Here is a 21654-nt window from a genome sequence, read left to right as displayed (position 1 = left end):
GGTTCAGTCCTCTCGGTTCCGTCTCAGCACGTCCAACAGCCTGTCGTCGTCAAGGGTGGCGAGTTCGGTGACGATCGACGAGTCGTCTGCGTGCACCCCGAGCAACGCCTTGCGGCGATGCATCTGATCGATGTGCTCCTCCAACGTCGTCGCGGTCGTCAACGTGGTGACCGTGACCGGACGGTCCTGACCGATGCGGTGCACTCGATCGGTTGCCTGCGCTTCGACCGCTGGATTCCACCACCGGTCGAAGTGGACGACGTCGGAGGCGCGGGTCAGGGTCAGACCCGAACCGCCCGCTTTGAGGCTGACCACCAGAGCGGCCGGCCCGTCGCCGGACTGGAAGCGGTCGGCGATCCGAGCCCGCTCGTCCGGCGACACACCACCGTGGAAGAACTCGACGTCGCCGCCGACGACGTCCGACGCGGCGCACGCGAGCAACTCGCCGGTCCTGCGGTACTGCGTGAAAAGGAGTGTGGGCCGGTCGGCCGCGGCGTTCGCCTCCACGATCTCCATCGTGACGTCGAGCTTGCCGGAGCGACCCGGCTCCCAGGCGTACGCGGTCCCGCTCGGGGCATCGAAATCGGCGAGGTCGGGATAATTGCAGATCTGCTTCAACGTGGTGAGCACGGCGAGGAGCCTCCCGTGCCGCGCCAGGCCGGACCCGAACCCGTCGTCGGCTGCGCGCGCCAGACACGCGTCGTACAGCCGAGCCTGCTCGGCGGTCAGATCGCACACGACCGGATTGTCGATCTTCGGGGGGAGAGCCGCGGCCGCCCGGTCCTTGGTGCGAGCCAACATCACCGGGGCGACGGCTGCTCGTAGTCGGTGCAGGGCGCCGTCGTCGCCGGATGCGACGGCCTTTGTGAATCGACGGCGGAAGACCGCCTTCACCGGGAACATCGCCGGCGTCACGACTCGCAGGATGGCCCACAGGTCGTCGAGCGAGTTCTCGATCGGCGTGCCGGTCAAGGCGATCCTCGCCGCGGCATCGAGGCCGCGTGCGGCGCGCGACACCTGGGTTCGAGGATTTTTCAGCGCATGAGCCTCGTCGAACACAACTGCACTCCAACGAGTTTCGGCGAGCTCCGTCGCCGACAGTCGCAGTCGGGCGTACGAGACGATGGTGACGCGGTCGACGAGTGACGGTGCGAAGCGGTCGATCTCGCGGCGCCAGTTGGTGATGAGACTCGTCGGACAGACCACCAGATGACGTCCGTCGTCGAGTCGGTCCAGGACGGCGATCGTCTGCAGCGTCTTGCCCAGGCCCATCTCATCGGCGAGAAGGGCGCCACCGTGGGCTGCGACGGTCCGCAGCAGCCACGCCACACCCGCGACCTGATACGGCCGCAGCATCGCGTCGATGCCGGCGAGCGACTCGGCGACGTTCAGCGACTCGCGCAGCGCAGTCGCCGCGTAGTCGGCGGAGGTCACGGCGGTGGTCGTTGGGTCGGCTTCGGCATGCGCGGCCACCGGCAGCCGAGGCGACGCCGTCGGGTCGTCGCGCAGAGTCCGCCACGCGCTGAGGGAGTCAGAGGGCCGAGGCCGCGTCGGCAGATCCGCCACGTCGATGAGGTCACAGCGGACCGGGACGACGCCGAGAGCCCCGTCCACCGGGACGACTAACGGCAACGATGTAGTACGGGCCGGGTCGTCGGTATGGTGCGACGACCAGACGGCGAACTGGTGGAGATCGGGGAGATAGGTGACTTCGAGACTCAGGGCTCATCCTCTTCGTCGAACACTGTGGAGTACGGTGTACGGAGTACCGCCGCAGTGTACACCGTACGGGGAAGAGGTGCCATGAGTCCCGAAGAGGAAGCGAAAGCGCTCGTCAGGCTGCTGTGGCGTGCTGAATCGGAGCCTGCGAGCCCGCGAAAGGGGCCGAGGCAACGGTTCACCGTCGATGAGGTCGTGGCCGAGGCGATCGCGCTCGCCGACGCCGACGGGCTCGCCGCGATGACTGTCCGGACGCTCGCGAGGCGTCTCGGCATCGGCGCGATGAGCGTGTACACATACGTGCCGACACGCGATGTCCTGATCGCGCTCATGGTCGACGCCGTCGCGCTCGAACGCGGCGTGCCTGCGCCGGGTGCCACTGTCCGCGAGTCACTGACGGCCACGGCTCGCGATTTGCGGGCCGGCTATCTCGAGCACCCCTGGCTGCTGGAGGTCTCGCCGTGGCGGGATGCGCTCGGCCCCGGCAGGCTGCAGCGATATGAGGCGCAACTCGCGGCGATCGACGAACTGCCGGTCGACGACGTCGAACGCGACGCGCTCATCACGCTCGTAGAATCGTTTGCCGCCGGAAGCGCACGCGACGCAGTCGGCGCACGGGCGGCGTCCAAGGGTGCGATGACCGACCCGCAGTGGTGGGGCGTGGTCGGCCCGGAGCTGGCCGCGGTGATGCCGGACGGCCGCTACCCGCTCGCCACCCGAGTCGGGACCGCCGTCGGTGAGCGGTACGGGGCACCTGGAAGCGGGGTGGACGGATTCGAACTTGGCCTCGCCGCGCTGCTCGACGGGATCGAGAGCCGCATGGGCCGTTGACGGTCCATGCGAGTTTCGGAGGTCACGCGGTGTCGATCCACGTCAGCGGCTCGCCGATCTGCATGTCGAGCCAGGCCTGAACCCCGCCTGCGACGGCCGAACCGGTCATCGTGATCGCCGAGATCTCCACGGCCTTCGCACACTCGGCCGTGGTCAACAGCCCTGCCGCGTGCGCCTGGAAGATCTCGTCTACGTCGACCAGTCGAAGGGGGCGTTCGGCCTCATCGATCAGGTCGAGATACCAGTCGACCGCGTGCCAACGCCCGTCGGCGTCGGGGCCGCTGAACTCACCGACGTCCAGGTACAGGCGTTGGTTCGGGCGGTACCCGTCCACGAAGTGGAAGATGTTGGCGCGCAGCCCGAGCGCGGGCAGGAGCCAGACCTCGAGGTGGGTGAACCGCGGATGATCGGCGGTGCGCGACATATACAACCCGTACGACGTCTCGCGGTACTCCAGCACCGGTCGCCGGAACCCCTTGTTGTCGGTGTTTGTCATCGCCGGAACGTCGAACACCTCCACCTTCGGCGGATGGATGTGCGCGTCAACGGCGCCGGATGAACTCATGAGCCGACCATAGCGGCAGCCGCCGACGAGTGCGGTGCGTCTGCGATCACGGTGCGTCGGCGCAGACTCGGCGACGAGCGTCGGAACCGGCCTCTATCGTGGGGCCATGACGAACTCCCCGCCCCCGTCACCTCCGCCGGCCGGACCGCGCGTCACCGCGATCACTCTCGGTGTTCGGGACGTGGCTGCGTCTGCGGCGTTCTACACGACCGGACTCGGTTTCGTACTGCTCGACCGTGTCGCCGACGAGATCGCGTTCGTGCAGGCGGGGCACGGCCTGATGATCGCATTGTGGGACGTCGAGCAGATGCCGTCTGAGTACGGTGAGGTCGGGCACGGCCGACTCGCGCCGCCGGTGTCCCTCGGCCACAACGTGTCCGCCGCTGACGACGTCGCGGAGTGGCATCGTCGTGCGGTCGATGCGGGAGCCGTGTCGATCACCGAGCCGACCGCGCAGCCGTGGGGCGGCGTGAGCGCATGCGTCGCCGACCCGGACGGGTTCCGCTGGGACTTCGTCTACAATCCGGCGTTCGGAGTGGCCGACACCGGTGAGGTGACCGGAGTCTGAGCGGTCAGCCTCGGACGACGTCGACCCCGCGCACCTGCACGGCGACCGGCGTCAGCGGTTCCGTCGCAGGGCCGCGCACCAGCGATCCATCGAGATTGAATTCGCTTCCGTGGCAAGGGCAGTCGAGCTTGTCGCCCTTCGGTGCGACGGCACACCCCTGGTGGGGGCATTTCGTCGAGAACGCCGCGAACTCGCCCTCCTTCGCCTGTGTGACGACGACGTCGCCGACCACGATGCCGCCACCGACCGGTACCTTCGACGTCTCGGTCAGCATTTGACCGGTGGAGGTCTGCCCGGTGGACCCGCCGTCCGACCCGCTTGAGTCGTCGCTGCCGCAGGCGGCCGCGCCCAGCGCGACGGCGGTGATGGGCGCCGCGATGAGAACGGTGCGGCGGGAAAGATCAGTTCGGTTCTGAGTCATCTCGTCTCCTGGGTCATCTCGTCTCGGGGCTGTGGAGGGGCGGAGTCAAACGGTGCGGTTTCGATTTCATCAGCCCGACGCTGTCCGCGCCGAGGATCGGCAGAATGTCGGTGGTGGTGTCTACCCTTGTGGCATGGCATTCCCTGCGGAGAAACCGGTCATCGCGCACTCGGAGTTCAGGCCGGTCGGTGACATCGAACGAACCGACGGCGAGTTCGAGGTCGTCAGTGAGTACGAGCCCGCAGGTGACCAGCCCACGGCGATCGCCGACCTCCAGCAGCGGCTGGCGGCGGGGGAGAAGGACGTCGTCCTCCTCGGTGCGACTGGTACCGGCAAATCGGCGACCACGGCGTGGCTCATCGAACAGGTGCAGCGACCGACACTCGTGATGGCGCCGAACAAAACGCTCGCCGCGCAGTTGGCGAACGAGCTGCGCGAGATGCTGCCGAACAACGCCGTCGAGTACTTCGTGTCGTACTACGACTACTACCAACCCGAGGCGTACATCGCGCAGACCGACACCTACATCGAGAAGGACAGCTCGATCAACGACGACGTCGAGCGACTTCGGCACTCGGCGACGTCGAACCTGCTGTCGCGGCGCGACGTCGTGGTCGTGGCATCCGTGTCGTGCATCTACGGTCTCGGCACGCCGCAGTCGTACCTCGATCGATCGATCGAGCTCGGCGTCGGCGAGACGGTCGACCGTGACGCGTTGCTCCGGCTCCTCGTCGACGTGCAGTACACGCGCAACGACATGTCCTTCACGCGCGGCGGATTCCGCGTGCGCGGTGACACCGTCGAGATCATCCCGTCGTACGAGGAGTTGGCGGTCCGGATTGAGTTCTTCGGTGATGAGATCGAAGCGCTCTACTATCTGCATCCGCTCACCGGAGACGTCGTCCGCCGGGTCGATTCGTTGCGGATCTTCCCGGCCACGCACTACGTGGCCGGACCAGAGCGCATGGAGAAGGCGATGGCGAGCATCGAAGCCGAACTCGAGGAGCGGCTCGCCGACTTGGAGGCGAAAGGCAAGCTCCTGGAGGCGCAGCGTCTGCGGATGCGCACCACCTACGACCTGGAGATGATGCGGCAGGTCGGGTTCTGTTCGGGGATCGAGAACTATTCGCGCCACATCGACGGACGTGGCCCGGGGACCGCGCCCGCCACCCTGATCGACTACTTTCCCGACGACTTCCTCCTGGTGATCGACGAGTCTCACGTGACGGTCCCGCAGATCGGCGCGATGTACGAAGGCGACATGTCTCGTAAACGGAACCTCGTCGAGTTCGGCTTCCGGCTACCGTCGGCCGTCGACAACCGGCCCCTCACCTGGGATGAGTTCGTCGACCGGATCGGGCAGACCGTGTACCTATCCGCGACCCCCGGTGCGTATGAGCTCGGCCAGTCCGGCGGCGAGTTCGTCGAGCAGGTGATCCGACCGACCGGCCTTCTCGATCCGGAGATCGTGGTCAAACCCACGAAGGGACAGATCGACGACCTCGTGCACGAGATCCGTCAGCGCACCGATCGTGACGAGCGCGTCCTGGTGACCACTCTCACGAAGAAGATGTCCGAAGATCTCACCGACTATCTCCTCGAACTCGGGATCAGAGTGCGGTATCTGCATTCGGAGGTCGACACATTGCGTCGTGTGGAACTCCTCCGTCAACTCCGCACCGGCGAGTACGACGTCCTCGTCGGCATCAACCTACTCCGCGAAGGCCTCGACCTTCCCGAGGTGTCACTCGTCGCGATTCTCGACGCCGACAAGGAAGGCTTCCTGCGAAGCACCACCTCGCTGATTCAAACGGTCGGCCGCGCGGCCCGAAATGTGTCGGGACAAGTCCACATGTATGCGGACAAGATCACCGATTCAATGCAGAACGCGATCGACGAGACCGAGCGTCGTCGCGCCAAGCAGATCGCGTACAACACGGAGAAGGGCGTCGACCCGCAGCCGTTGCGGAAGAAGATCGCCGACATTCTCGACAAGGTGTACGCCGAGGCCGACGACACCGTCGAGATCGGCGGGTCCGGACGCAACTCCAGTCGCGGACGCCGAGCGCAAGGCGAAGTGTCCAAGGCGGTCAGTGCCGGAGTGTACGAGCAGCGGGACACGTCGTCGATGCCGCGCGCCGAACTCGCAGATCTGGTTCACGAACTGACCGACCAGATGATGAATGCGGCGCGAGATCTGCAGTTCGAACTCGCCGGACGACTCCGCGACGAGATTGCGGATCTGAAGAAGGAACTGCGCGGAATGGATGCCGCAGGCATCAAGTGACGCCGCTTTCATCGTCGTCGCCGGTGATTCCTCGACGACAGTGGCTACCAACTAGGAGAGTTTCCGGGTTACAACAGGGTATGTTCGGTGTCGGAAAAGGGTTCGCCTGGACTTTCCCGGCCAAACCCCTGTGACATCACTGGAGGGAATTCACACATGAGCGGATACTCGACGATCGTGGTCGGCACCGATGGATCGGAATCGTCGCTGAAGGCCGTCGAACGCGCGGGTGCGGTCGCAGGCGACGCGACTGTCGTCATCGCGTGCGCGTACTTCCCGAACGACGGGAAGTCGGCGACCGGAGCGTCCGACGCCCTGCGCGACGAGGCATACCAGGTGATGGGGTCATCGCCGACCGAAGAGATCCTGCGGACCGCGAAGGAGCGCGCGCTCGGAGCCGGTGCGACGACCGTCGTGCAGCGAGCCGTCCAGGGCGCGCCCGTCGACGCGCTGCTCCAGCTGATCGTCGACGTGCAAGCCGACCTGCTGGTCGTCGGCAACCGTGGCCTGAACTCGATCGCAGGCCGACTCCTTGGCTCGGTCCCCGCGGACGTCGCCCGCAAGGCGGCCTGCGACGTCCTGATCGTGCACACCACGTAGTTCACTTCACTGCGTCTCCGTGTGCCTCGTCTCCGCTGATTTAGCGGAGACGAGGCATGTCGGCGAGGTCCGGCGGCAGCGCCCTCGCGTGTACGACGACGAGCCGCTGGGTCGCGCGAGTCAGCGCCACGTACAGGTCGTTGTACCCACGGGGCGATTCGGCGACGAGATCGGCCGGTTCGGCGAGGATCACCGAATCGAACTCGAGACCCTTCGCCGCGGTGATCGCGTGGACTGAGACGTCCGACCCGAGGTCGGTGAGCCCTGCGCGGATCTCATCGGCGGTCCCGTCCGACGCGATCACTGTCGTCAGCCCGGCCCACTCGTTGGCGGAGACGAGCTCAGCGACAGTCGCCGCGATGTCGTCGCCGGATACGGCGTACGGATCGATTCCATTGGACCGCAACGACGTCGGCGCCTCCAAGTCGGGGTCGATCCACGCCAGTACCCGGTTGGCGTACCGCGTGATCTCCGACGGAGTCCGATAGTTGACGGTGAGCTCGTGCAGCCGCCACCGATTGGCGACGTATGGTTCGAACACCTCGCGCCACGAGGTGGCTCCCGCGGCGTCGCCGGTCTGTGCGGTGTCGCCGATGACGGTCATCCACCGGTTAGGAATGCGCCGCATCACCATTCGCCACGCCATCGACGACAGTTCCTGCGCCTCGTCGACGATCACGTGGCCGAATGTCCATGTGCGATCCTCGTAGGCACGCTCGGCGGTGGTCCGACGTTCGACGTGTACCTGGCGTTCCGCGAGTTGCTCGGCGTCGATCAGGTCGTACGCCATCAGGATCTCAGGGTCGAGGTCGTCCTCGAGGTCCTGTGGCGCGGAACCGGTGAGGATGTCGAGAGCGTCCTGCGCCTCGGACAGCTTCTGACGCCAGCGGGCGCGATTGATCCGGTCCGCCTCGTCGGTTCGGTAGCCGATGAGTTCGGCGAGCTCGTCGAGGAGAGGGACATCGCCGGGCGACAGGTCGGCATCGTTCGCGAGCGGCCGGGCAGGACGGTGCAGGGCGTCGCGTTCAGCATCGGTCCACCCGCGGGTCGCCTTTCGCAGGAAGCCCGGATCGTCGTACAGGTCGCGCAGCACACCCTGCGGAGTGAGCGTCGGCCAGTACTCGGTCACGGCGGCGACGACGTGCGGGTCCGCTTCGAGTTCGGCTCGGATGTCTTCGAGGTCGGCGGCAGTCAGCAGTTGCGAGCCGTCGAGTTCACTCGCGCCGATGCGGCGGGCGTGGACGTCGGCGAGCTCGTCGAGCGCCGCGCGTAGAAACGCGCGCTGCGCGAGATTGTGCGCCCGGCGCGTCGAACGGGCGTCCGCCCGCGCCGTCTTGACGACCTCGGCGTCGATCGGCAGGTCGTAGCCGTCGAATCGGACGACGACGTCTCTTCCCGGCAGCGACTGGCGGGCCCTGACGGCCGCGCGCAGGACGTTGAGCATCCGCTGGTCGCCTTTGAGCGCGGTCGCTTCACGTGAATCGTGTCCGCGAGCGGTGACGTCCGGGAACAGGTCGCCGACCGTCGACAACAGCACACCGGTCTCGCCGAGGGATGGCAGCACCTGACCGATGTACCGCAGGAAGTCTTCGTTGGGGCCGAGAATGAGCACGCCGCTGCGCGAGAGCAGATCGCGGTGCGTGTACAGGAGATACGCCGCGCGGTGGAGGGCGACGGCGGTCTTGCCGGTACCCGGCCCGCCCTGGACGACGACCACCCCGCGGTGTGTCGACCGGATGATCTCGTCCTGCTCGCGCTGGATTGTCTCGACGATGTCGGTCATCTCGCCGGTGCGCGCGGCGTTCAACGCGTCGACGAGCGCGGACTCGTTCACCACGTTGGCGCCCGCCGCGGCGTCGTCGATGCTTCCCGACAGCAGGTTCTCGTCGGAGACGCTCCGGACCGTGCGCGAGCGGGTCCGGATGTGGCGTCGGCGTTCGACGTCCTCGGGGGCTGCGGGGGTCGCGAGGTAGAACGGTCGCGCCAACGGAGCACGCCAGTCGAGGAGGAGAGTGGTGTCGCGTTCGTCATCGTCGAGGATGCCGATACGGCCGATGCGCCGGACTTCGTCGTCGACCGAGTCGGAGGCCATGTCGAGCCGACCGAAGTACAGGTTGTGTTCGGCTGCGTCGATCTTGGTCAGATCGTCGCTGTACATGCGCTCGTACGATTCGCGCTCGGACAGCGCCTGCGGGGTTCCCGCTGATTCGCGGAGCGTCTCGCTCAGCCGACGGCGTGTGGTCGCGCGCATGCGGTCGAGGCGCGCATACACGGCATCGAGATGCACCTGTTCGTCAGCCAGACGGGGATCCGGAACAGTTTGGTTCGGAACTGGGATGTGCGGAACTGGGTCGGGATTGGGGGTATCGGGCTTGGGCGCGCTCACAGTCGTTCCATATTACCGACGTTCGCCGACGAGTGGCGTCGCCCCCAGCGGCCTCGGATCCGACTGGGGGCGCGCCGAACAGGTCAGCCTGCGATCGACTTGCGCCACGTGGCTGCGCGTCGAGCAGCCTTCTCGCCGGTCTGCTCGGCGACGTCCCGTGCGTGCGCCGCGACATCCGGGGCCCGGTCACTCACTTCGCCCGCGATGTGCTCGGCGCGGCCGCGGACAGCGTCGAGGACTTCCGGAGCCCGGTGCGCCACCGTCTCCGCGACGTCGTGCGCCTGCGACTTCGCGACATCGGCCGCGTGCGAGGCACGGGCGGCCACCGCGTCCAGTGGCAGCCGGTCTGCGACGTCGTGCGCCCAGTGCTCGGCACGCTCGGCGGCTCCGTCCCAGGCGTGTGCGGCCTCAGACCGGGCGGGTAGCGCACCGACGACTCGCTCTTGCGCCTGGTCGAGCCCACGTCGCCCACGCCAGCCGAGAGACGGCTTGCCTTCGGTGTCCGCCGATGCGATCAACACGCCGCCGAGGAGGCCGATGTTCTTGATGAAGTCCGATTGCTTGGCCCGTCTGCGGTCCGGATCGGTCTCGTTCCAGAAGTCGCTGGCGAACACAGTGGTCGGGACGAGCGTGCCGGCAAGCACGGTCGAGGCGACGCGCGGCGCCTTACCGGCGGCGAGAGCGATGCCTGCGCCGATCTGGACGACACCGGTCGCGCGGATCACGTTCTCCGTATCTGCGGGAACCGATTCGAGGAGGGGCTCCGCGGTACGAGCAGGCCCGGACGGCGTGCGCACCGCATCGACGCCCGACGCGATGAAGGCTGCGCCGAGCAGTGGGCGGGCGATTCGTCGAAGGAACATGAGATCTGCCTTTCTTCTCGTCGAGTTGAAAGACACCGTGCTCGAAGCGATCAGAGGTCGCAAGACCATCGATCCGAACGCGCCGTCTTCTTCGACGGTACCGATCCCACGTCGTCTGTCGAGACGAATCACCAACCGCGGGCACGCCACTCGGGCAGATTCGCGCGTTCGGCGCCGAGCGATGTGTCGACGCCGTGACCGGGATAGACGGCGGTGTCGTCGCCGTAGCGGTCGAACAGTCTGGTCTCGACATGGTTGAGGAGAATGTCGAAGTCACCCGGCTCCCACGTCTTTCCGACACCGCCCGGGAACAGGGAGTCTCCGGTGAACAGGTGAACGCGGCCGGAGTCTTCGGTGAGGGCGAGCGTCACCGACCCGCGGGTGTGGCCGACGATGCCGATCACGTCCAGTTTCAGCTCACCGACGGTCACCGTGTCACCGTGGGAGAGGAGTCGGTCGGGTGTGATGGGGAGGGCCTCGGCGTCTTCCACGCCGACCGCGTGCGGCACGCCGAGTCCGGTGCGGACCTCGTCGAGTGCCAGCCAGTGGTCTGGGTGGCCGTGCGTGGTGACGATCTGCCCGATGGTGCCGGGGATCTGTTCGGCGAGCGCCAACAGGACGCCTGCGTCGTTGGCTGCGTCGATCAGTAACGCTTCACCGGTGGCCTTGTCGGTGATCACGTAGGCGTTGTTGTCCATCGGCCCGACCGACAGCTTCACGACGGTCGCGTTGTCGAGGTCACGTCGCTGGGCCTTGTGCTGCTGGTCGTCGCCGCCCGGGGAGACGTTGCCGGTGTACTGGTCGGAGACGGTGATCTGCGGGTTCATGTCTCCAGGCTAACTGTTGTGTGCGACACCGTCGGCCGCCGTCGTGGTCACTTCGAACGGCAGATTGTCGGAGGGGCCGCGTACTCTGGCGCCCTGGGGGAACTGTTGTCAGATGTAAGGGAAAAGTAGTGGTTGATCGGCTCATCGTCCGTGGCGCGCGCGAACACAATCTGCGTGGCGTCGATGTCGACCTGCCCCGCGACTCGCTGGTCGTGTTCACGGGACTGTCGGGTTCGGGCAAGTCGTCGTTGGCGTTCGACACGATCTTCGCCGAAGGGCAACGCCGCTACGTCGAATCGCTGTCGGCGTACGCGCGGCAGTTCCTCGGACAGATGGACAAGCCGGACGTCGACTTCATCGAGGGGCTCTCGCCCGCGGTGTCGATCGACCAGAAGTCGACCAACCGCAACCCGCGGTCCACGGTCGGCACCATCACCGAGGTGTACGACTACCTCCGCCTGCTGTACGCCCGCGCGGGGACTGCGCACTGCCCGGTGTGCGGGGAACGCATCGAGCGGCAGACGCCGCAGCAGATCGTCGACCAGATCCTCGAGATGAACGAGGGCACCCGGTTCCAGGTGCTCGCTCCCGTCGTACGGACGCGCAAGGGCGAGTTCGTCGACCTCTTCGCCGAACTGCAGACCCAGGGCTTCGCGCGTGCGCGCATCGACGGTGTCGTCCACCAATTGGCCGACCCGCCCAAGCTTAAGAAGCAGGAGAAGCACGACGTCGACGTCGTGGTCGACCGACTCGTCGTCAAGGCGTCTGCCAAACAGCGCCTCACCGATTCGATCGAGACCGCGCTCCGACTGGCGGACGGCATCATCGTCCTCGACTTCGTTGATCTCGACGAGAACGACCCGGACCGCGAACGTCGATTCTCGGAGAAGATGGCGTGCCCCAACGCCCATCCGATCGCCATCGACGACCTCGAGCCGCGCGCGTTCTCGTTCAACTCGCCGTACGGAGCGTGCCCGTCGTGCGACGGTCTCGGCGTCCAGAAGGAGGTCGACGAGTCGCTCGTCGTCCCCGACCCGGACAGCACTCTGCGCGACGGCGCGGTCGCGCCGTGGTCCACCGGCCACAACGCGGCGTACTTTCTCCGTCTGATGGAGGGGCTCGGCGAACAGATGGGGTTCGACGTCGACACCCCGTGGGGGTCGTTGCCGAAGAACGCGCGTTCGGCCCTGCTCAACGGGTCCGACCACCAGGTGCACGTCCGGTTCAAGAACCGCTACGGACGTGTTCGGTCGTACTACACCGAGTTCGAGGGTGTGATGTCGTTCCTGTCGCGCCGCGCCGATGCCACCGAGTCCGAGCAGATGAAGGACCGGTACGAGGGCTACATGCGCGACGTGCCATGCCCGGCGTGCAGCGGCACCCGGCTGCGTCCCGAGATCCTCGCTGTCACCATCGACAATCCGGTGCACGGCGCGAAGTCGATCGCCGACGTGACCGCGTTGTCGGTGGCCGAATGCGCCGAATACCTCGACGGATTGCGGCTCGGTGAGCGTGAGGCCGCGATCGCGGGCCGCGTCCTCAAAGAGGTGCAGGCCCGCATCCGGTTCCTGCTCGACGTCGGCCTCGAATACCTGTCGCTCTCGCGCGCGGCGGGGTCGCTGTCGGGCGGCGAAGCGCAGCGCATCCGTCTCGCGACGCAGATCGGTGCTGGTCTGGCGGGCGTCCTCTACGTGTTGGACGAGCCGTCGATCGGCCTTCACCAGCGTGACAATCGACGGCTTATCGACACCTTGGTCCGGTTGCGTGACCTGGGCAACACGCTGATCGTCGTCGAACACGATGAGGACACGATTCGGGCAGCCGACTGGATCGTCGACATCGGTCCGCGTGCGGGCGAGCACGGCGGACAGGTGGTGCACAGCGGCGACTACGCGGGCCTCCTGGCCAACGAGGCTTCGCTGACGGGCGCCTACCTGTCCGGTCGGGAAGCGCTCGACGTTCCTGCCGTCCGACGTCCGATCGACAAGAAGCGTCAGGTCACCGTCGTCGGAGCGCGTGAGAACAACCTGCGCGGGATCGACGTCTCGTTCCCGCTCGGTGTTGTCACCGCGGTCACCGGCGTGTCCGGGTCGGGCAAGTCGACGCTCGTCAACGACATCCTCGCGACCGTGTTGGCAAACAAGCTGAACGGCGCCCGCCAGGTTCCCGGACACCACACCCGGATCAAGGGCCTCGAACACCTGGACAAGCTCGTCCAGGTGGACCAGTCGCCGATCGGGCGTACCCCGCGCTCGAACCCGGCGACCTACACGGGCGTCTTCGACAAGATCCGCACGCTGTTCGCGGCGACGACCGAGGCGAAGGTCCGCGGCTATCAGCCGGGGCGCTTCTCGTTCAACGTCAAGGGCGGACGATGCGAAGCGTGCATGGGCGAAGGCACCATCAAGATCGAGATGAACTTCCTACCCGACGTGTATGTCCCGTGCGAGGTGTGCCACGGCGCGCGCTACAACCGCGAGACGCTCGAAGTGCACTACAAGGGCAAGACGATCGCGGAAGTGCTCGACATGCCGATCGACGAGGCCGCTGACTTCTTCGAGCCGGTCACGTCGATCCACCGCTACTTGAAGACACTCGTCGAGGTCGGGCTCGGCTACGTCCGACTCGGTCAGCCTGCCCCGACCCTGTCCGGTGGTGAAGCGCAGCGTGTGAAGCTGGCGTCCGAACTGCAGAAGAGGTCGACGGGCCGCACCGTCTACATTCTCGACGAGCCGACCACCGGTCTGCACTTCGAAGACATCCGTAAACTCCTGCTGGTGATCAACGGACTCGTTGACAAGGGCAACACGGTGATCGTCATCGAACACAACCTCGATGTCATCAAGACGGCCGACTGGATCATCGACATGGGCCCTGAAGGCGGCAACGGTGGCGGCACCGTCGTCGCACAGGGCACGCCGGAGGCGGTCGCGGCTGTTCCGGAGTCGCACACGGGCAGATTCATCGCCGACGTCCTCCCACCGGTCGAAGAGGCCGGCTGATCGACCCCGTCGTCGATGCGTTGAAGTCCGCGGGCTGCGTGTTCGCGGACGACGAGGCGCGTGTCCTGCGCCGCTGGGTTCGCGATGACGGGCAGCTGGACGCGTGGGTTCGACGCCGGGCGGCGGGGGAGCCGCTCGAGCACATCGTCGGACGCGTCGAATTCGGCGGTCTCGACCTGCACGTCGGCACCGGAGTCTTCGTGCCTCGACAGCGGTCGCTGCTGTTGGCGGCGGTCGCCGCGAAACTGGTCAGTACAGAACTGCTCGGCACAGAACTGATTCGCGGCATCGACGGCATCTTTGTCGAGGCGTGCTGTGGGGTGGCACCGATCGGTGCCTGGGTCGCGAGGTCGTCACCGGGCACGCCGGTGATACTCACCGACACCGATGAGCGTGCGCTGCACTTCGCACGCCGCAACGTCCCCACCGCTGACGCCCACCGCGGCGACCTGCTCGCGGCGCTGCCGGAGCCGACACTCGGACGAGTCGCTGTCGTCGCCGCCGTCACGCCGTACGTGCCCGACTCTTACGCCGGGCTGTTGCCCGCCGAAGCCGTCGACCACGAACCGCCTGCGGCGCTGTTCGGTGGATCCGACGGGCTCGACGCGGTGCGACGGCTCATCGGAGCCTCGCGTGAGGTTCTGGTTCCGGGCGGAGCCGTCGCGCTGGAGATGCATCGCGGTCAGGTCACCGCGGCCGCGGCGCTTGCGGACGAGATCGGTTACCGGACGCGCATCGTCGACGGCGACGACGGGCAGACGGTCGTTCTCGTAGCGCGGGATTCTCGCGGCATGCCTTGGCGATAGGCTTCGCCTGCCGTTCGCGATGCTCTAGCGTGACGTCATGGGTCGTTCGCTGGTCTCCGGGATCGTCGTCGTGGTCGCCGCACTGTGTTGGACGGGATTCGGTCTGACCGGGCTGGTGGCCTCGCCCGCGCATGCTGCGCCGATCACCTACAGCTTCCTGGACGGGATCCGCGCCGAACTCGCGAACCCCGGCGGTTCGCTGCCGGGGACCAACGATTTCGGTTGCCGACCGACAGCGAAGCATCCCCGCCCGGTGATGCTCGTACACGGGACCGGTGGGGGACGTCAGACGAACTGGGCGACGCTTGCCGCGGTTCTCGTCGGCGACGGCTACTGTGTGTTCGCGCCGACGTACGGGGCGCTCAGCGCGCTCTGGCCGGCGTCGGCGATCGGTGGGCTCGGCCCGAAGGTCGACAGTTCGTGGCAGATCAAGTCGTTCGCCGACCGTGTCCTGGCAGCGACCGGCTCGGACGAACTCGACGTGGTCGGGCACTCGCAGGGGACGGAGCACCCCACCTACTGGATGAAGTACCTCGGCGGGGCCGGGCACGTGAACGCGTACATCTCTCTCGCGCCGTACTGGAGGCAGGGGCCTGACCAGGACGACGAACTCGGCGACGCGGTCGCCCGGATCCGAAAGCTATTGGGCGTCAAGGAAGAACCCAGACCCGACTGCCGAGACTGTACGGCGCCGCCAGCCGATCTCAACTTCAATCGTGCGGTCCGGCTCCCGACACCGTATCTGCCCGGGGTGCGCTACACGAACATCGTCACCAGCCACGACACGATCGTCACGCCGTACAGTGTGGGGCTCCTCGATGGTCCGGCGGGCACGGACGTCCGGAACATCACGGTGCAGGACGGGTGCGCGAAGGACTATTCCGACCACATGTCGATCGTCGCGAACCGGCGGAGTGCGGCTCTTGTGTTGAACGCCCTCGACCCGGCGCATTCGAGGCCGGTTCCGTGCATCGCCGTCCCGCCGGTCACCGGAGCGTGAGGCCGGCCGGTGCCGGACGCGGTGAGACCGGCAGGGGGGCTGCCTGGGGTGAGGCTGCCCGGGGGTTTGAGGCTACAGCCCCATCGACTTGCGGATCTCGTCGAGTTTGCGCTTCGCGGCGTCGTCACGTGCGGCCATCGCCTCGTCGATCGCGGCGGCCTCCTGGCCGGACTCGGCGAGGAACTGACCGCCGTCCGCGGTGGCGGTGCGATGCTCGATCTTGTCGCGGACGAAGTCGAACGTCGGGACGCCGGAGTCGGTGTACCCGGTAACCTCCGCGGCAGACGGTGCGTGCACGGTCGGCGTGAAGTCGGGGGAGGAGACGGCCTCGACGATCTCGGCGTCGATGTATTCGGGCCCGCCTGGAGTGGTCATGTCCCCAGGCTAGCCGGATCAGCCCTTGACCGGACCCGTGTACTTCTCGCCGGGCCCCTCGCCGGGCTCGTCCGGGTAGGCGGACGCCTCGCGGAACGCCGACTGCAGCGCCTTGAGTCCGTCCATGATCGGCTTTCGGTGCAGGCCGAGGTCGGGTGACGCGGCGGTCACCAGACCGGCGAGCGCGGTGACGAGCGCGCGGGCTTCGGGAAGATCCTGGTGCTGGGCTTCACCGCCCGCCTCGGGGCCTATCTTCTCGGCGGCAGCGCTCATCAGCATGATCGCCGCGCGAGTGGTCACCTCGACGGCGGGAATCGTCGCGAGTTCGCGGACGTTGTCATCAGCAGCCCCACCCGGCGCGACATGCGCATGCGTGTTGTCGGAGGAGGGGTCGCCGGTCGAATAGGAGTTAGCGCTCACGCCTGTTAGACTTTCACAGCATGACCGCTCCGGTTGACGCCGGGGTAGCAAGAGGAACTCGAGTCCCACCGTACGACGCAGGCCGACACGCCCGCTGTTGTCCGGTTCCGGTCACACCGTCGCGAGACGACGGAGCGTCACCTGCGAGCGATCGCAGAGGTGAAGCTCTGCGCACGACGGTGTTCATTCGGTCTCGATCTCCTCGAGCTGCCAGTTCTCCTGGCCGGCCACGTGAGTAACCATTTATCGAGGAGGCCCCATCAGCACTGAAACCCGCATCAATGAGCGCATCCGCGTTCCCGAGGTCCGTCTGGTCGGACCCGGGGGAGAGCAGGTGGGCATCGTGCGTGTTGAAGATGCGCTCCGCCTGGCTTACGACGCCGACTTGGATCTGGTCGAGGTCGCGCCTGACGCGCGCCCGCCCGTGTGCAAGATCATGGACTACGGCAAGTTCAAGTACGAGGCGGCGCAGAAGAAGCGCGAATCCCGCCGCAACCAGCAGATGACCGTCATCAAGGAGCAGAAGCTCCGCCCGAAGATCGACGACCACGACTACGAGACCAAGAAGGGTCACGTCGTCCGGTTCCTCGAAGCGGGTTCCAAGGTGAAGGTGACCATTATGTTCCGTGGCCGCGAGCAGTCGCGTCCCGAACTCGGTTTCCGTCTGCTGCAGCGGTTGGGCAACGACGTCGCGGAATACGGCTTTGTCGAGACATCGGCGAAGCAGGACGGCCGCAACATGACGATGGTCCTGGCCCCGCACAAGGGCGCGAAGACGCGGGCCAAGGCCCAGCAGTCATCCGAATAGGTCCATAAGAAGAACTCCGTACCTAAGTGGATTCGAGCGGCACCGGTGATCCGGTGCGGCTGGAGTTCGCCTGATTTAAGGAAAACCCATGCCGAAGAGCAAGACCCACAAGGGCACCGCGAAGCGTTTCAAGGTGACCGGCAGCGGCAAGATCGTTCGTCAGAAGGCAGGCAAGCGCCACCTCCTCGAGCACAAGTCGTCGCGCGTCACCCGCCGTCTCGACGGCACCACCGTGGTGAGCGAAAACGACGCCCCGCGCATCAAGCGACTGCTCAACCGCTGATTTCCCCTGAGACGACGTAAAAGGATTACTGACTAATGGCACGTGTGAAAAGGGCGGTCAACGCCCAGAAGAAGCGCCGCGCAACTCTCGAGGCATCGAAGGGCTACCGCGGACAGCGGTCGCGCCTGTACCGCAAGGCGAAGGAGCAGCAGCTCCACTCGATGACGTACGCGTACCGTGACCGTCGTCAGCGCAAGGGCGACTTCCGCAAGCTGTGGATCACCCGCATCAACGCTGCGGCCCGCGCGAACGACATCACGTATAACCGCCTCATCCAGGGCTTGAAGCTCGCGGGCGTCGAGGTCGACCGCAAGGTCCTGTCCGACATCGCGATCACCGACCCTGCGGCCTTCACCGGTCTCGTCGAGGTCGCTCGCGCGGCACTGCCTGCCGACGTCAACGCTCCGGTCGCCTGACCAGTTGAGCGCACTCGAGGTATGAGCTCGCCTGCCGAGCGGAGCGAGACATGATCGAGAAACGACCCGCGACGAACGTTCTCACCGAACGTTCGTCGCGGGTCGTCTCGTTGGCGAAGCTTCACCGGGCGTCGGTGCGGCGCGCCGAGAGCCGGTTCCTCGTCGAAGGATTCAACTCGGTGGACGCGGCACTCGCCACGGGGCGCGCGGGCGCGCTGCTCGTCCGCGAGGCCGACGTCGACCGGCACGAGACACTCGTGCAGCGAGCCGTCGACGCGGGCCTGCCGGTTCATCTGCTCAACGACCGTGCGGCATCGAAACTGTCGGAGGCGACGACGTCGCCTGGCGTGTTCGCGGTCTGTGATCTCGTGACGTCCACCCTCGAGGCCGTACTCGATCGGCGACCTGCGCTGCTGGTCGTGGCCGTCGAACCGCGGGAGCCCGGCAACGTCGGGACGTTGACGAGGTGTGCCGACGCGATGGGCGCCGATGCGGTGATCCTGCTCGGGGACGCCGTCGACCCGCACAACGCGAAGAGCGTCCGCGCCTCGGCAGGCAGCGTCTTCCACATTCCGGTGGTGCGGGACGCCGACGTCGTCGGCGCACTCGCCCGCATCCGTGCCGCGGGCGCGGCCCTCATCGCGACGACGATGGACGGCGAACTGTCGCTCGAGGACGCCGACGAGACGCTGCGCGCGGCGCACGCCTGGCTGTTCGGCAACGAGGCGCACGGTCTGCCCGCGCAGATCCTCGCCGAAGCCGATCACCGGTTGTCGATCCCGATTCACGGTCGCGCCGAGAGTCTCAACCTGGCGGCCGCGAGCGCGATCTGCCTTTACGCGAGCGCTCGCGTGCAGAACCGCGGTCGGCCCGCGTAGCGGCGGTTCCGGTCAGCTGCCGACCGGTCAGACGCAAGCATGGAGCTCGTCGGGCGCGCGTACGGGTCAGAAGTTGATCTTGACCGGGGTCGTCGAGCCGGTCGAGTCCCCCGACGAACTGACTTGCTTACTGGAGTTGGTGCCCCAGCAGTAGACCTCATTCGCGTCGGTGCTCGCGCAGGTCGTGCTGCCACCAGTCTTCACGACGTCGATGTCACGCAGGCTCGAGACTTTCGTCGGCTTGTCGACCGATGTGGTGGTGCCGTTGCCGACCTGGCCCTTGGTGTTGTTGCCCCAGCAGTACACGTCGCCTGCCTCCTCGACCACGCACGCGGTGTCGACGTCGGCCGAGATCTGCTTCGGGTCGGTGAGACCGGTGACTTCGGCGGGTGCCGAGCGGTCGGTCGAATCGGTCCCGAGTCCATTGCCCCAGCAGTACACCTTGCCGTCCGCGATCGCGCAGGTCTCGATGTGGAGCCGTTTGTCACTGTCCCGGCTCATGCCGACGGAGACGTCGTCCACGTCCTTGAGTAGATTCACCTTGACCGGTGAATTTCGCTGTGAGGTTGACCCGTCACCGAGTTGTCCGTCCTGATTGCTGCCCCAGCAGTACAGGTCGGATTCCCCGCCGATCGCGCACACCGTGCCCGAGCCCATCGACACCGACTTCACGTCGGAGATCCCGGAGACCTTCGTCGGGGAGAGAACTCGTTCGGTGGTGCCGCCGTTGCCGATCTGACCGGTGGTCCCGTAGCCCCAGCAGTACAGGTCGCCGTCGGATACGGCACAGGTCGCGGCGTAGCTGGTCGCGATCGCGGTGACATTCGTCAGGTTCGACACCTTCAACGGTGTCGTCTGCGTCTCCTGCGAGTCGGATCCGTTCCCGACCTGGCCCGATCCTGCAGCGCCCCAGCAGTAGGCTTCGCCGGACGCGATGGCACAGGTCGTCGCCTTGATCCGATCTTCCGTGTCGAGGAATCCACCGACGGCGACAGCGGTCACGTCGGTGAGCCCGTTCACCTTGGCGGGAGTCGCCCGGTCGGTCGTGGTGCCGTCCCCGAGTTGACCGTCGTCGTTGCCGCCCCAGCAGTACAGTTCGCTGTCGCGGATCGAGCAGGCGACGCCGAACGACACCTCGAGGGTCTCGGTCGCGATCGTCTGATCGGCCCCGTCGTTGGACGACGGCCACCACAGCGGCGATGTGCCCGCGACCGCGATTATCGCTACGGCGACGACGGCGAGGGCGATGAACAGGGGGCGTCGGTTCTTCTTCGGCGGTTGCGGCGGCATTCCGCCCGGGCCGATGTTCCACGGCCCCGACGGCGGGATGCCGGGGCCGCTCGGGCCGAAGCCGGGCTGTTGCGGATTCGAGGTGTACCCGGGCTGATTGTTCGCGCCGGGGTACGGGGTCATGCCTGGGACCGGGGCGAAACCCGGGTTCGACGGCCCGGAACCGGGATTCGACGGCGGTGGTCCGGGCACCGGCCCCGGCATCGGTGTGGGCGTCGGCGTATGGGGACGCTGCGGTGTCGGTGCGATCGAGGTCGCCGTGCCCGCCGCGGTCTGTGTGAACGCGCGGCGGAGCTCGGCCGCGAACTCGCGGCAGTCCTTGAAACGCGCGGTCGGATCCTTCGACATGGCGCGCGCGAGGACCGGGCCGAGCGACGCGAGGTCGGGACGAGCCTGCCCCAGCGGCGGCGGCGGCTTCTGCACGTGGGCCATCATCAACGCGGTCGCGGTGTCGGCCTCGAAGGGCGCATGTCCGGTCAGGACCTGGTAGGTGGTGCACGCGAGTGCGTACTGATCGGACTTCGCGGAGGCCGGCTGCCCGGAGATGATCTCCGGTGCGGTGTAGGCCATGGTGCCGACCACCGAATTCATCGCGGTCAGGTGCGGGGAGTCTGCGAGCTTCGCGATGCCGAAGTCGAGGATCACCGCGCGGGCGAGACCGCCGTCGTTGTCGCGTGTGATGACGATGTTGGCCGGTTTGATGTCGCGGTGGACGACTGTCCGAGCGTGGGCGTAGTCGAGGGCGCTCGCGACCTGAGCGACGGCCTCGACTGTCTCTGCCGGTGTGAGCCGCGTCGACGCCATGTCCGGGCCGTCGAGGTAGCTCATCGTGAACCAGGGGAGTCCGGCCGCCTGGTCCGATCCCTCCTGATCTGCGACCCCGTAGCTGTGGACCGTGATGATGCTCGGATGGTCGAGGGATGCGGCCGTGCGGGCCTCGTTGGCGAACCGCTGCTGGAAGTCCGAGTTGGAAGCCCCGGCGACCGAGATGACCTTCATCGCCTCTTTGCGGTGCAGTTGCGGATTCTCGACGACGTACACGTCGCCCATGCCGCCCGACCCGAGCAGGGAGACCACGCGGTATCCAGCGATGACGGTTCCGGGTTGTGCTGACACGGGTTCCTCCATGGGCGAAGTTCGTTGTCGGCGACTGCGGGGCGGCGTCGTCGGCGGTGGCGGTGCGACCAACAGAAATGTATCCTGCCGCACATCAAAATGTCGGTATCGCGTTAGGTTCCGCGAATGACGCGTGTCGGCGTGGCGAGTCCCCATCCGGGCTGGCCTCTGAGCCTTGGGCCAGGTCGATTAC

The 21654-nt window shown here is 66.8% G+C and carries 20 protein-coding genes; 11 read left to right on the top strand and 9 right to left on the bottom strand.

Features of this window, described 5'->3' with window-relative positions; all coding sequences use genetic code 11:
- Positions 1-3 precede the first annotated feature (3 nt).
- Complete coding sequence (locus tag L5G33_RS11975; protein ID WP_236998417.1) at positions 4-1614, bottom strand: DEAD/DEAH box helicase; 1611 nt, start codon at positions 1612-1614, stop codon at positions 4-6.
- Between the two features lie 189 nt (positions 1615-1803).
- On the opposite strand from L5G33_RS11975, the gene L5G33_RS11970 reads away from it, so the two are divergent.
- Positions 1804-2550 carry a TetR/AcrR family transcriptional regulator C-terminal domain-containing protein gene (locus L5G33_RS11970; protein ID WP_236998416.1) on the top strand — a complete coding sequence of 249 codons (747 nt, stop codon included), beginning with the start codon at positions 1804-1806 and terminating at the stop codon, positions 2548-2550.
- A gap of 22 nt (positions 2551-2572) precedes the next feature.
- Here the strand turns inward: L5G33_RS11970 and L5G33_RS11965 are convergent, their stop codons facing one another.
- Entirely contained in the window at positions 2573-3115 is a 543-nt protein-coding gene (locus L5G33_RS11965) for a DUF402 domain-containing protein (protein WP_236998415.1), read from the bottom strand.
- A gap of 106 nt (positions 3116-3221) precedes the next feature.
- On the opposite strand from L5G33_RS11965, the gene L5G33_RS11960 reads away from it, so the two are divergent.
- Complete coding sequence (locus L5G33_RS11960; RefSeq protein ID WP_236998414.1) at positions 3222-3683, top strand: VOC family protein; 462 nt, start codon at positions 3222-3224, stop codon at positions 3681-3683.
- Between the two features lie 4 nt (positions 3684-3687).
- Here L5G33_RS11960 and L5G33_RS11955 read toward each other — a convergent pair whose 3' ends face one another.
- Positions 3688-4104, bottom strand: coding sequence for a QcrA and Rieske domain-containing protein (locus tag L5G33_RS11955; RefSeq protein WP_236998413.1), 417 nt, complete (start codon positions 4102-4104; stop codon positions 3688-3690).
- A gap of 133 nt (positions 4105-4237) precedes the next feature.
- Between L5G33_RS11955 and uvrB the strand changes: the two genes are divergently transcribed.
- Entirely contained in the window at positions 4238-6391 is a 2154-nt protein-coding gene (uvrB, locus tag L5G33_RS11950) for an excinuclease ABC subunit UvrB (protein ID WP_236998412.1), read from the top strand.
- 156 nt (positions 6392-6547) lie between these two features.
- Positions 6548-6991, top strand: a complete 444-nt coding sequence (locus tag L5G33_RS11945; RefSeq protein WP_236998411.1) for a universal stress protein — start codon at positions 6548-6550, stop codon at positions 6989-6991.
- Between the two features lie 40 nt (positions 6992-7031).
- Here L5G33_RS11945 and L5G33_RS11940 read toward each other — a convergent pair whose 3' ends face one another.
- From L5G33_RS11940 to L5G33_RS11930, 3 genes are all read right to left on the bottom strand, one after another.
- Complete coding sequence (locus L5G33_RS11940; protein WP_236998410.1) at positions 7032-9242, bottom strand: HelD family protein; 2211 nt, start codon at positions 9240-9242, stop codon at positions 7032-7034.
- 218 nt (positions 9243-9460) lie between these two features.
- Positions 9461-10240, bottom strand: a complete 780-nt coding sequence (locus tag L5G33_RS11935) for a DoxX family protein (protein ID WP_236998409.1) — start codon at positions 10238-10240, stop codon at positions 9461-9463.
- Between the two features lie 128 nt (positions 10241-10368).
- On the bottom strand, positions 10369-11067 hold the full coding sequence (locus tag L5G33_RS11930; protein ID WP_236998408.1) for an MBL fold metallo-hydrolase: 699 nt from the start codon (positions 11065-11067) through the stop codon (positions 10369-10371).
- Positions 11068-11195: 128 nt separating this feature from the next.
- Between L5G33_RS11930 and uvrA the strand changes: the two genes are divergently transcribed.
- The 3 genes from uvrA to L5G33_RS11915 are packed head-to-tail and all read left to right on the top strand — an operon-like array spanning position 11196 to position 15875.
- A complete protein-coding gene (gene uvrA, locus L5G33_RS11925) occupies positions 11196-14069 on the top strand; it encodes an excinuclease ABC subunit UvrA (protein ID WP_236998407.1) in 2874 nt (957 codons plus the stop codon).
- Between the two features lie 20 nt (positions 14070-14089).
- Positions 14090-14875, top strand: a complete 786-nt coding sequence (locus L5G33_RS11920; protein WP_236998406.1) for a N5-glutamine methyltransferase family protein — start codon at positions 14090-14092, stop codon at positions 14873-14875.
- Between the two features lie 37 nt (positions 14876-14912).
- Positions 14913-15875, top strand: coding sequence for an esterase/lipase family protein (locus L5G33_RS11915; RefSeq protein WP_236998405.1), 963 nt, complete (start codon positions 14913-14915; stop codon positions 15873-15875).
- 72 nt (positions 15876-15947) lie between these two features.
- Here the strand turns inward: L5G33_RS11915 and L5G33_RS11910 are convergent, their stop codons facing one another.
- Complete coding sequence (locus L5G33_RS11910) at positions 15948-16250, bottom strand: hypothetical protein (RefSeq protein WP_236998404.1); 303 nt, start codon at positions 16248-16250, stop codon at positions 15948-15950.
- 18 nt (positions 16251-16268) lie between these two features.
- Positions 16269-16670, bottom strand: a complete 402-nt coding sequence (locus L5G33_RS11905; RefSeq protein WP_236998403.1) for a DUF1844 domain-containing protein — start codon at positions 16668-16670, stop codon at positions 16269-16271.
- 241 nt (positions 16671-16911) lie between these two features.
- On the opposite strand from L5G33_RS11905, the gene infC reads away from it, so the two are divergent.
- The 4 genes from infC (at position 16912) to L5G33_RS11885 (ending at position 19055) form a co-directional block, all read left to right on the top strand.
- Positions 16912-17478 (top strand): translation initiation factor IF-3, encoded by a 567-nt coding sequence (infC, locus tag L5G33_RS11900; protein ID WP_236998742.1) that lies wholly within the window; start codon positions 16912-16914, stop codon positions 17476-17478.
- 88 nt (positions 17479-17566) lie between these two features.
- Entirely contained in the window at positions 17567-17761 is a 195-nt protein-coding gene (gene rpmI, locus L5G33_RS11895) for a 50S ribosomal protein L35 (RefSeq protein ID WP_009678672.1), read from the top strand.
- Positions 17762-17796: 35 nt separating this feature from the next.
- A complete protein-coding gene (gene rplT, locus L5G33_RS11890) occupies positions 17797-18177 on the top strand; it encodes a 50S ribosomal protein L20 (RefSeq protein ID WP_236998402.1) in 381 nt (126 codons plus the stop codon).
- A gap of 50 nt (positions 18178-18227) precedes the next feature.
- Positions 18228-19055 carry a TrmH family RNA methyltransferase gene (locus tag L5G33_RS11885; RefSeq protein WP_236998401.1) on the top strand — a complete coding sequence of 276 codons (828 nt, stop codon included), beginning with the start codon at positions 18228-18230 and terminating at the stop codon, positions 19053-19055.
- 66 nt (positions 19056-19121) lie between these two features.
- On the opposite strand, the gene L5G33_RS11880 is transcribed toward L5G33_RS11885, so the two are convergent.
- Positions 19122-21461, bottom strand: coding sequence for an RCC1 domain-containing protein (locus L5G33_RS11880; protein ID WP_236998400.1), 2340 nt, complete (start codon positions 21459-21461; stop codon positions 19122-19124).
- Between the last annotated feature and the right edge of the window lie 193 nt (positions 21462-21654).

The organism is Gordonia liuliyuniae (assembly GCF_021738805.1).
Classification (GTDB): Bacteria; Actinomycetota; Actinomycetes; order Mycobacteriales; family Mycobacteriaceae; genus Gordonia; species Gordonia liuliyuniae.
Note: the sequence above shows the minus strand (reverse complement) of the source record. Positions and strands in the feature narration are given on the sequence as shown.

Excerpts from the sequence above, each read along its gene's own strand:
- L5G33_RS11930 (WP_236998408.1), bottom strand. The coding sequence starts at position 11,067 with ATGAACCCGCAGATCACCGTCTCCGACCAGTACACCGGCAACGTCTCC.
- L5G33_RS11960 (WP_236998414.1), top strand. The coding sequence starts at position 3,222 with ATGACGAACTCCCCGCCCCCGTCACCTCCGCCGGCCGGACCGCGCGTC.
- rpmI (WP_009678672.1), top strand. The coding sequence starts at position 17,567 with ATGCCGAAGAGCAAGACCCACAAGGGCACCGCGAAGCGTTTCAAGGTG.
- L5G33_RS11885 (WP_236998401.1), top strand. The coding sequence starts at position 18,228 with ATGATCGAGAAACGACCCGCGACGAACGTTCTCACCGAACGTTCGTCG.
- L5G33_RS11955 (WP_236998413.1), bottom strand. The coding sequence starts at position 4,104 with ATGACTCAGAACCGAACTGATCTTTCCCGCCGCACCGTTCTCATCGCG.
- L5G33_RS11915 (WP_236998405.1), top strand. The coding sequence starts at position 14,913 with ATGGGTCGTTCGCTGGTCTCCGGGATCGTCGTCGTGGTCGCCGCACTG.
- L5G33_RS11935 (WP_236998409.1), bottom strand. The coding sequence starts at position 10,240 with ATGTTCCTTCGACGAATCGCCCGCCCACTGCTCGGCGCAGCCTTCATC.
- L5G33_RS11940 (WP_236998410.1), bottom strand. The coding sequence starts at position 9,242 with ATGCGCGCGACCACACGCCGTCGGCTGAGCGAGACGCTCCGCGAATCA.
- L5G33_RS11945 (WP_236998411.1), top strand. The coding sequence starts at position 6,548 with ATGAGCGGATACTCGACGATCGTGGTCGGCACCGATGGATCGGAATCG.
- L5G33_RS11910 (WP_236998404.1), bottom strand. The coding sequence starts at position 16,250 with ATGACCACTCCAGGCGGGCCCGAATACATCGACGCCGAGATCGTCGAG.
- L5G33_RS11970 (WP_236998416.1), top strand. The coding sequence starts at position 1,804 with ATGAGTCCCGAAGAGGAAGCGAAAGCGCTCGTCAGGCTGCTGTGGCGT.
- uvrB (WP_236998412.1), top strand. The coding sequence starts at position 4,238 with ATGGCATTCCCTGCGGAGAAACCGGTCATCGCGCACTCGGAGTTCAGG.
- L5G33_RS11965 (WP_236998415.1), bottom strand. The coding sequence starts at position 3,115 with ATGAGTTCATCCGGCGCCGTTGACGCGCACATCCATCCGCCGAAGGTG.
- rplT (WP_236998402.1), top strand. The coding sequence starts at position 17,797 with ATGGCACGTGTGAAAAGGGCGGTCAACGCCCAGAAGAAGCGCCGCGCA.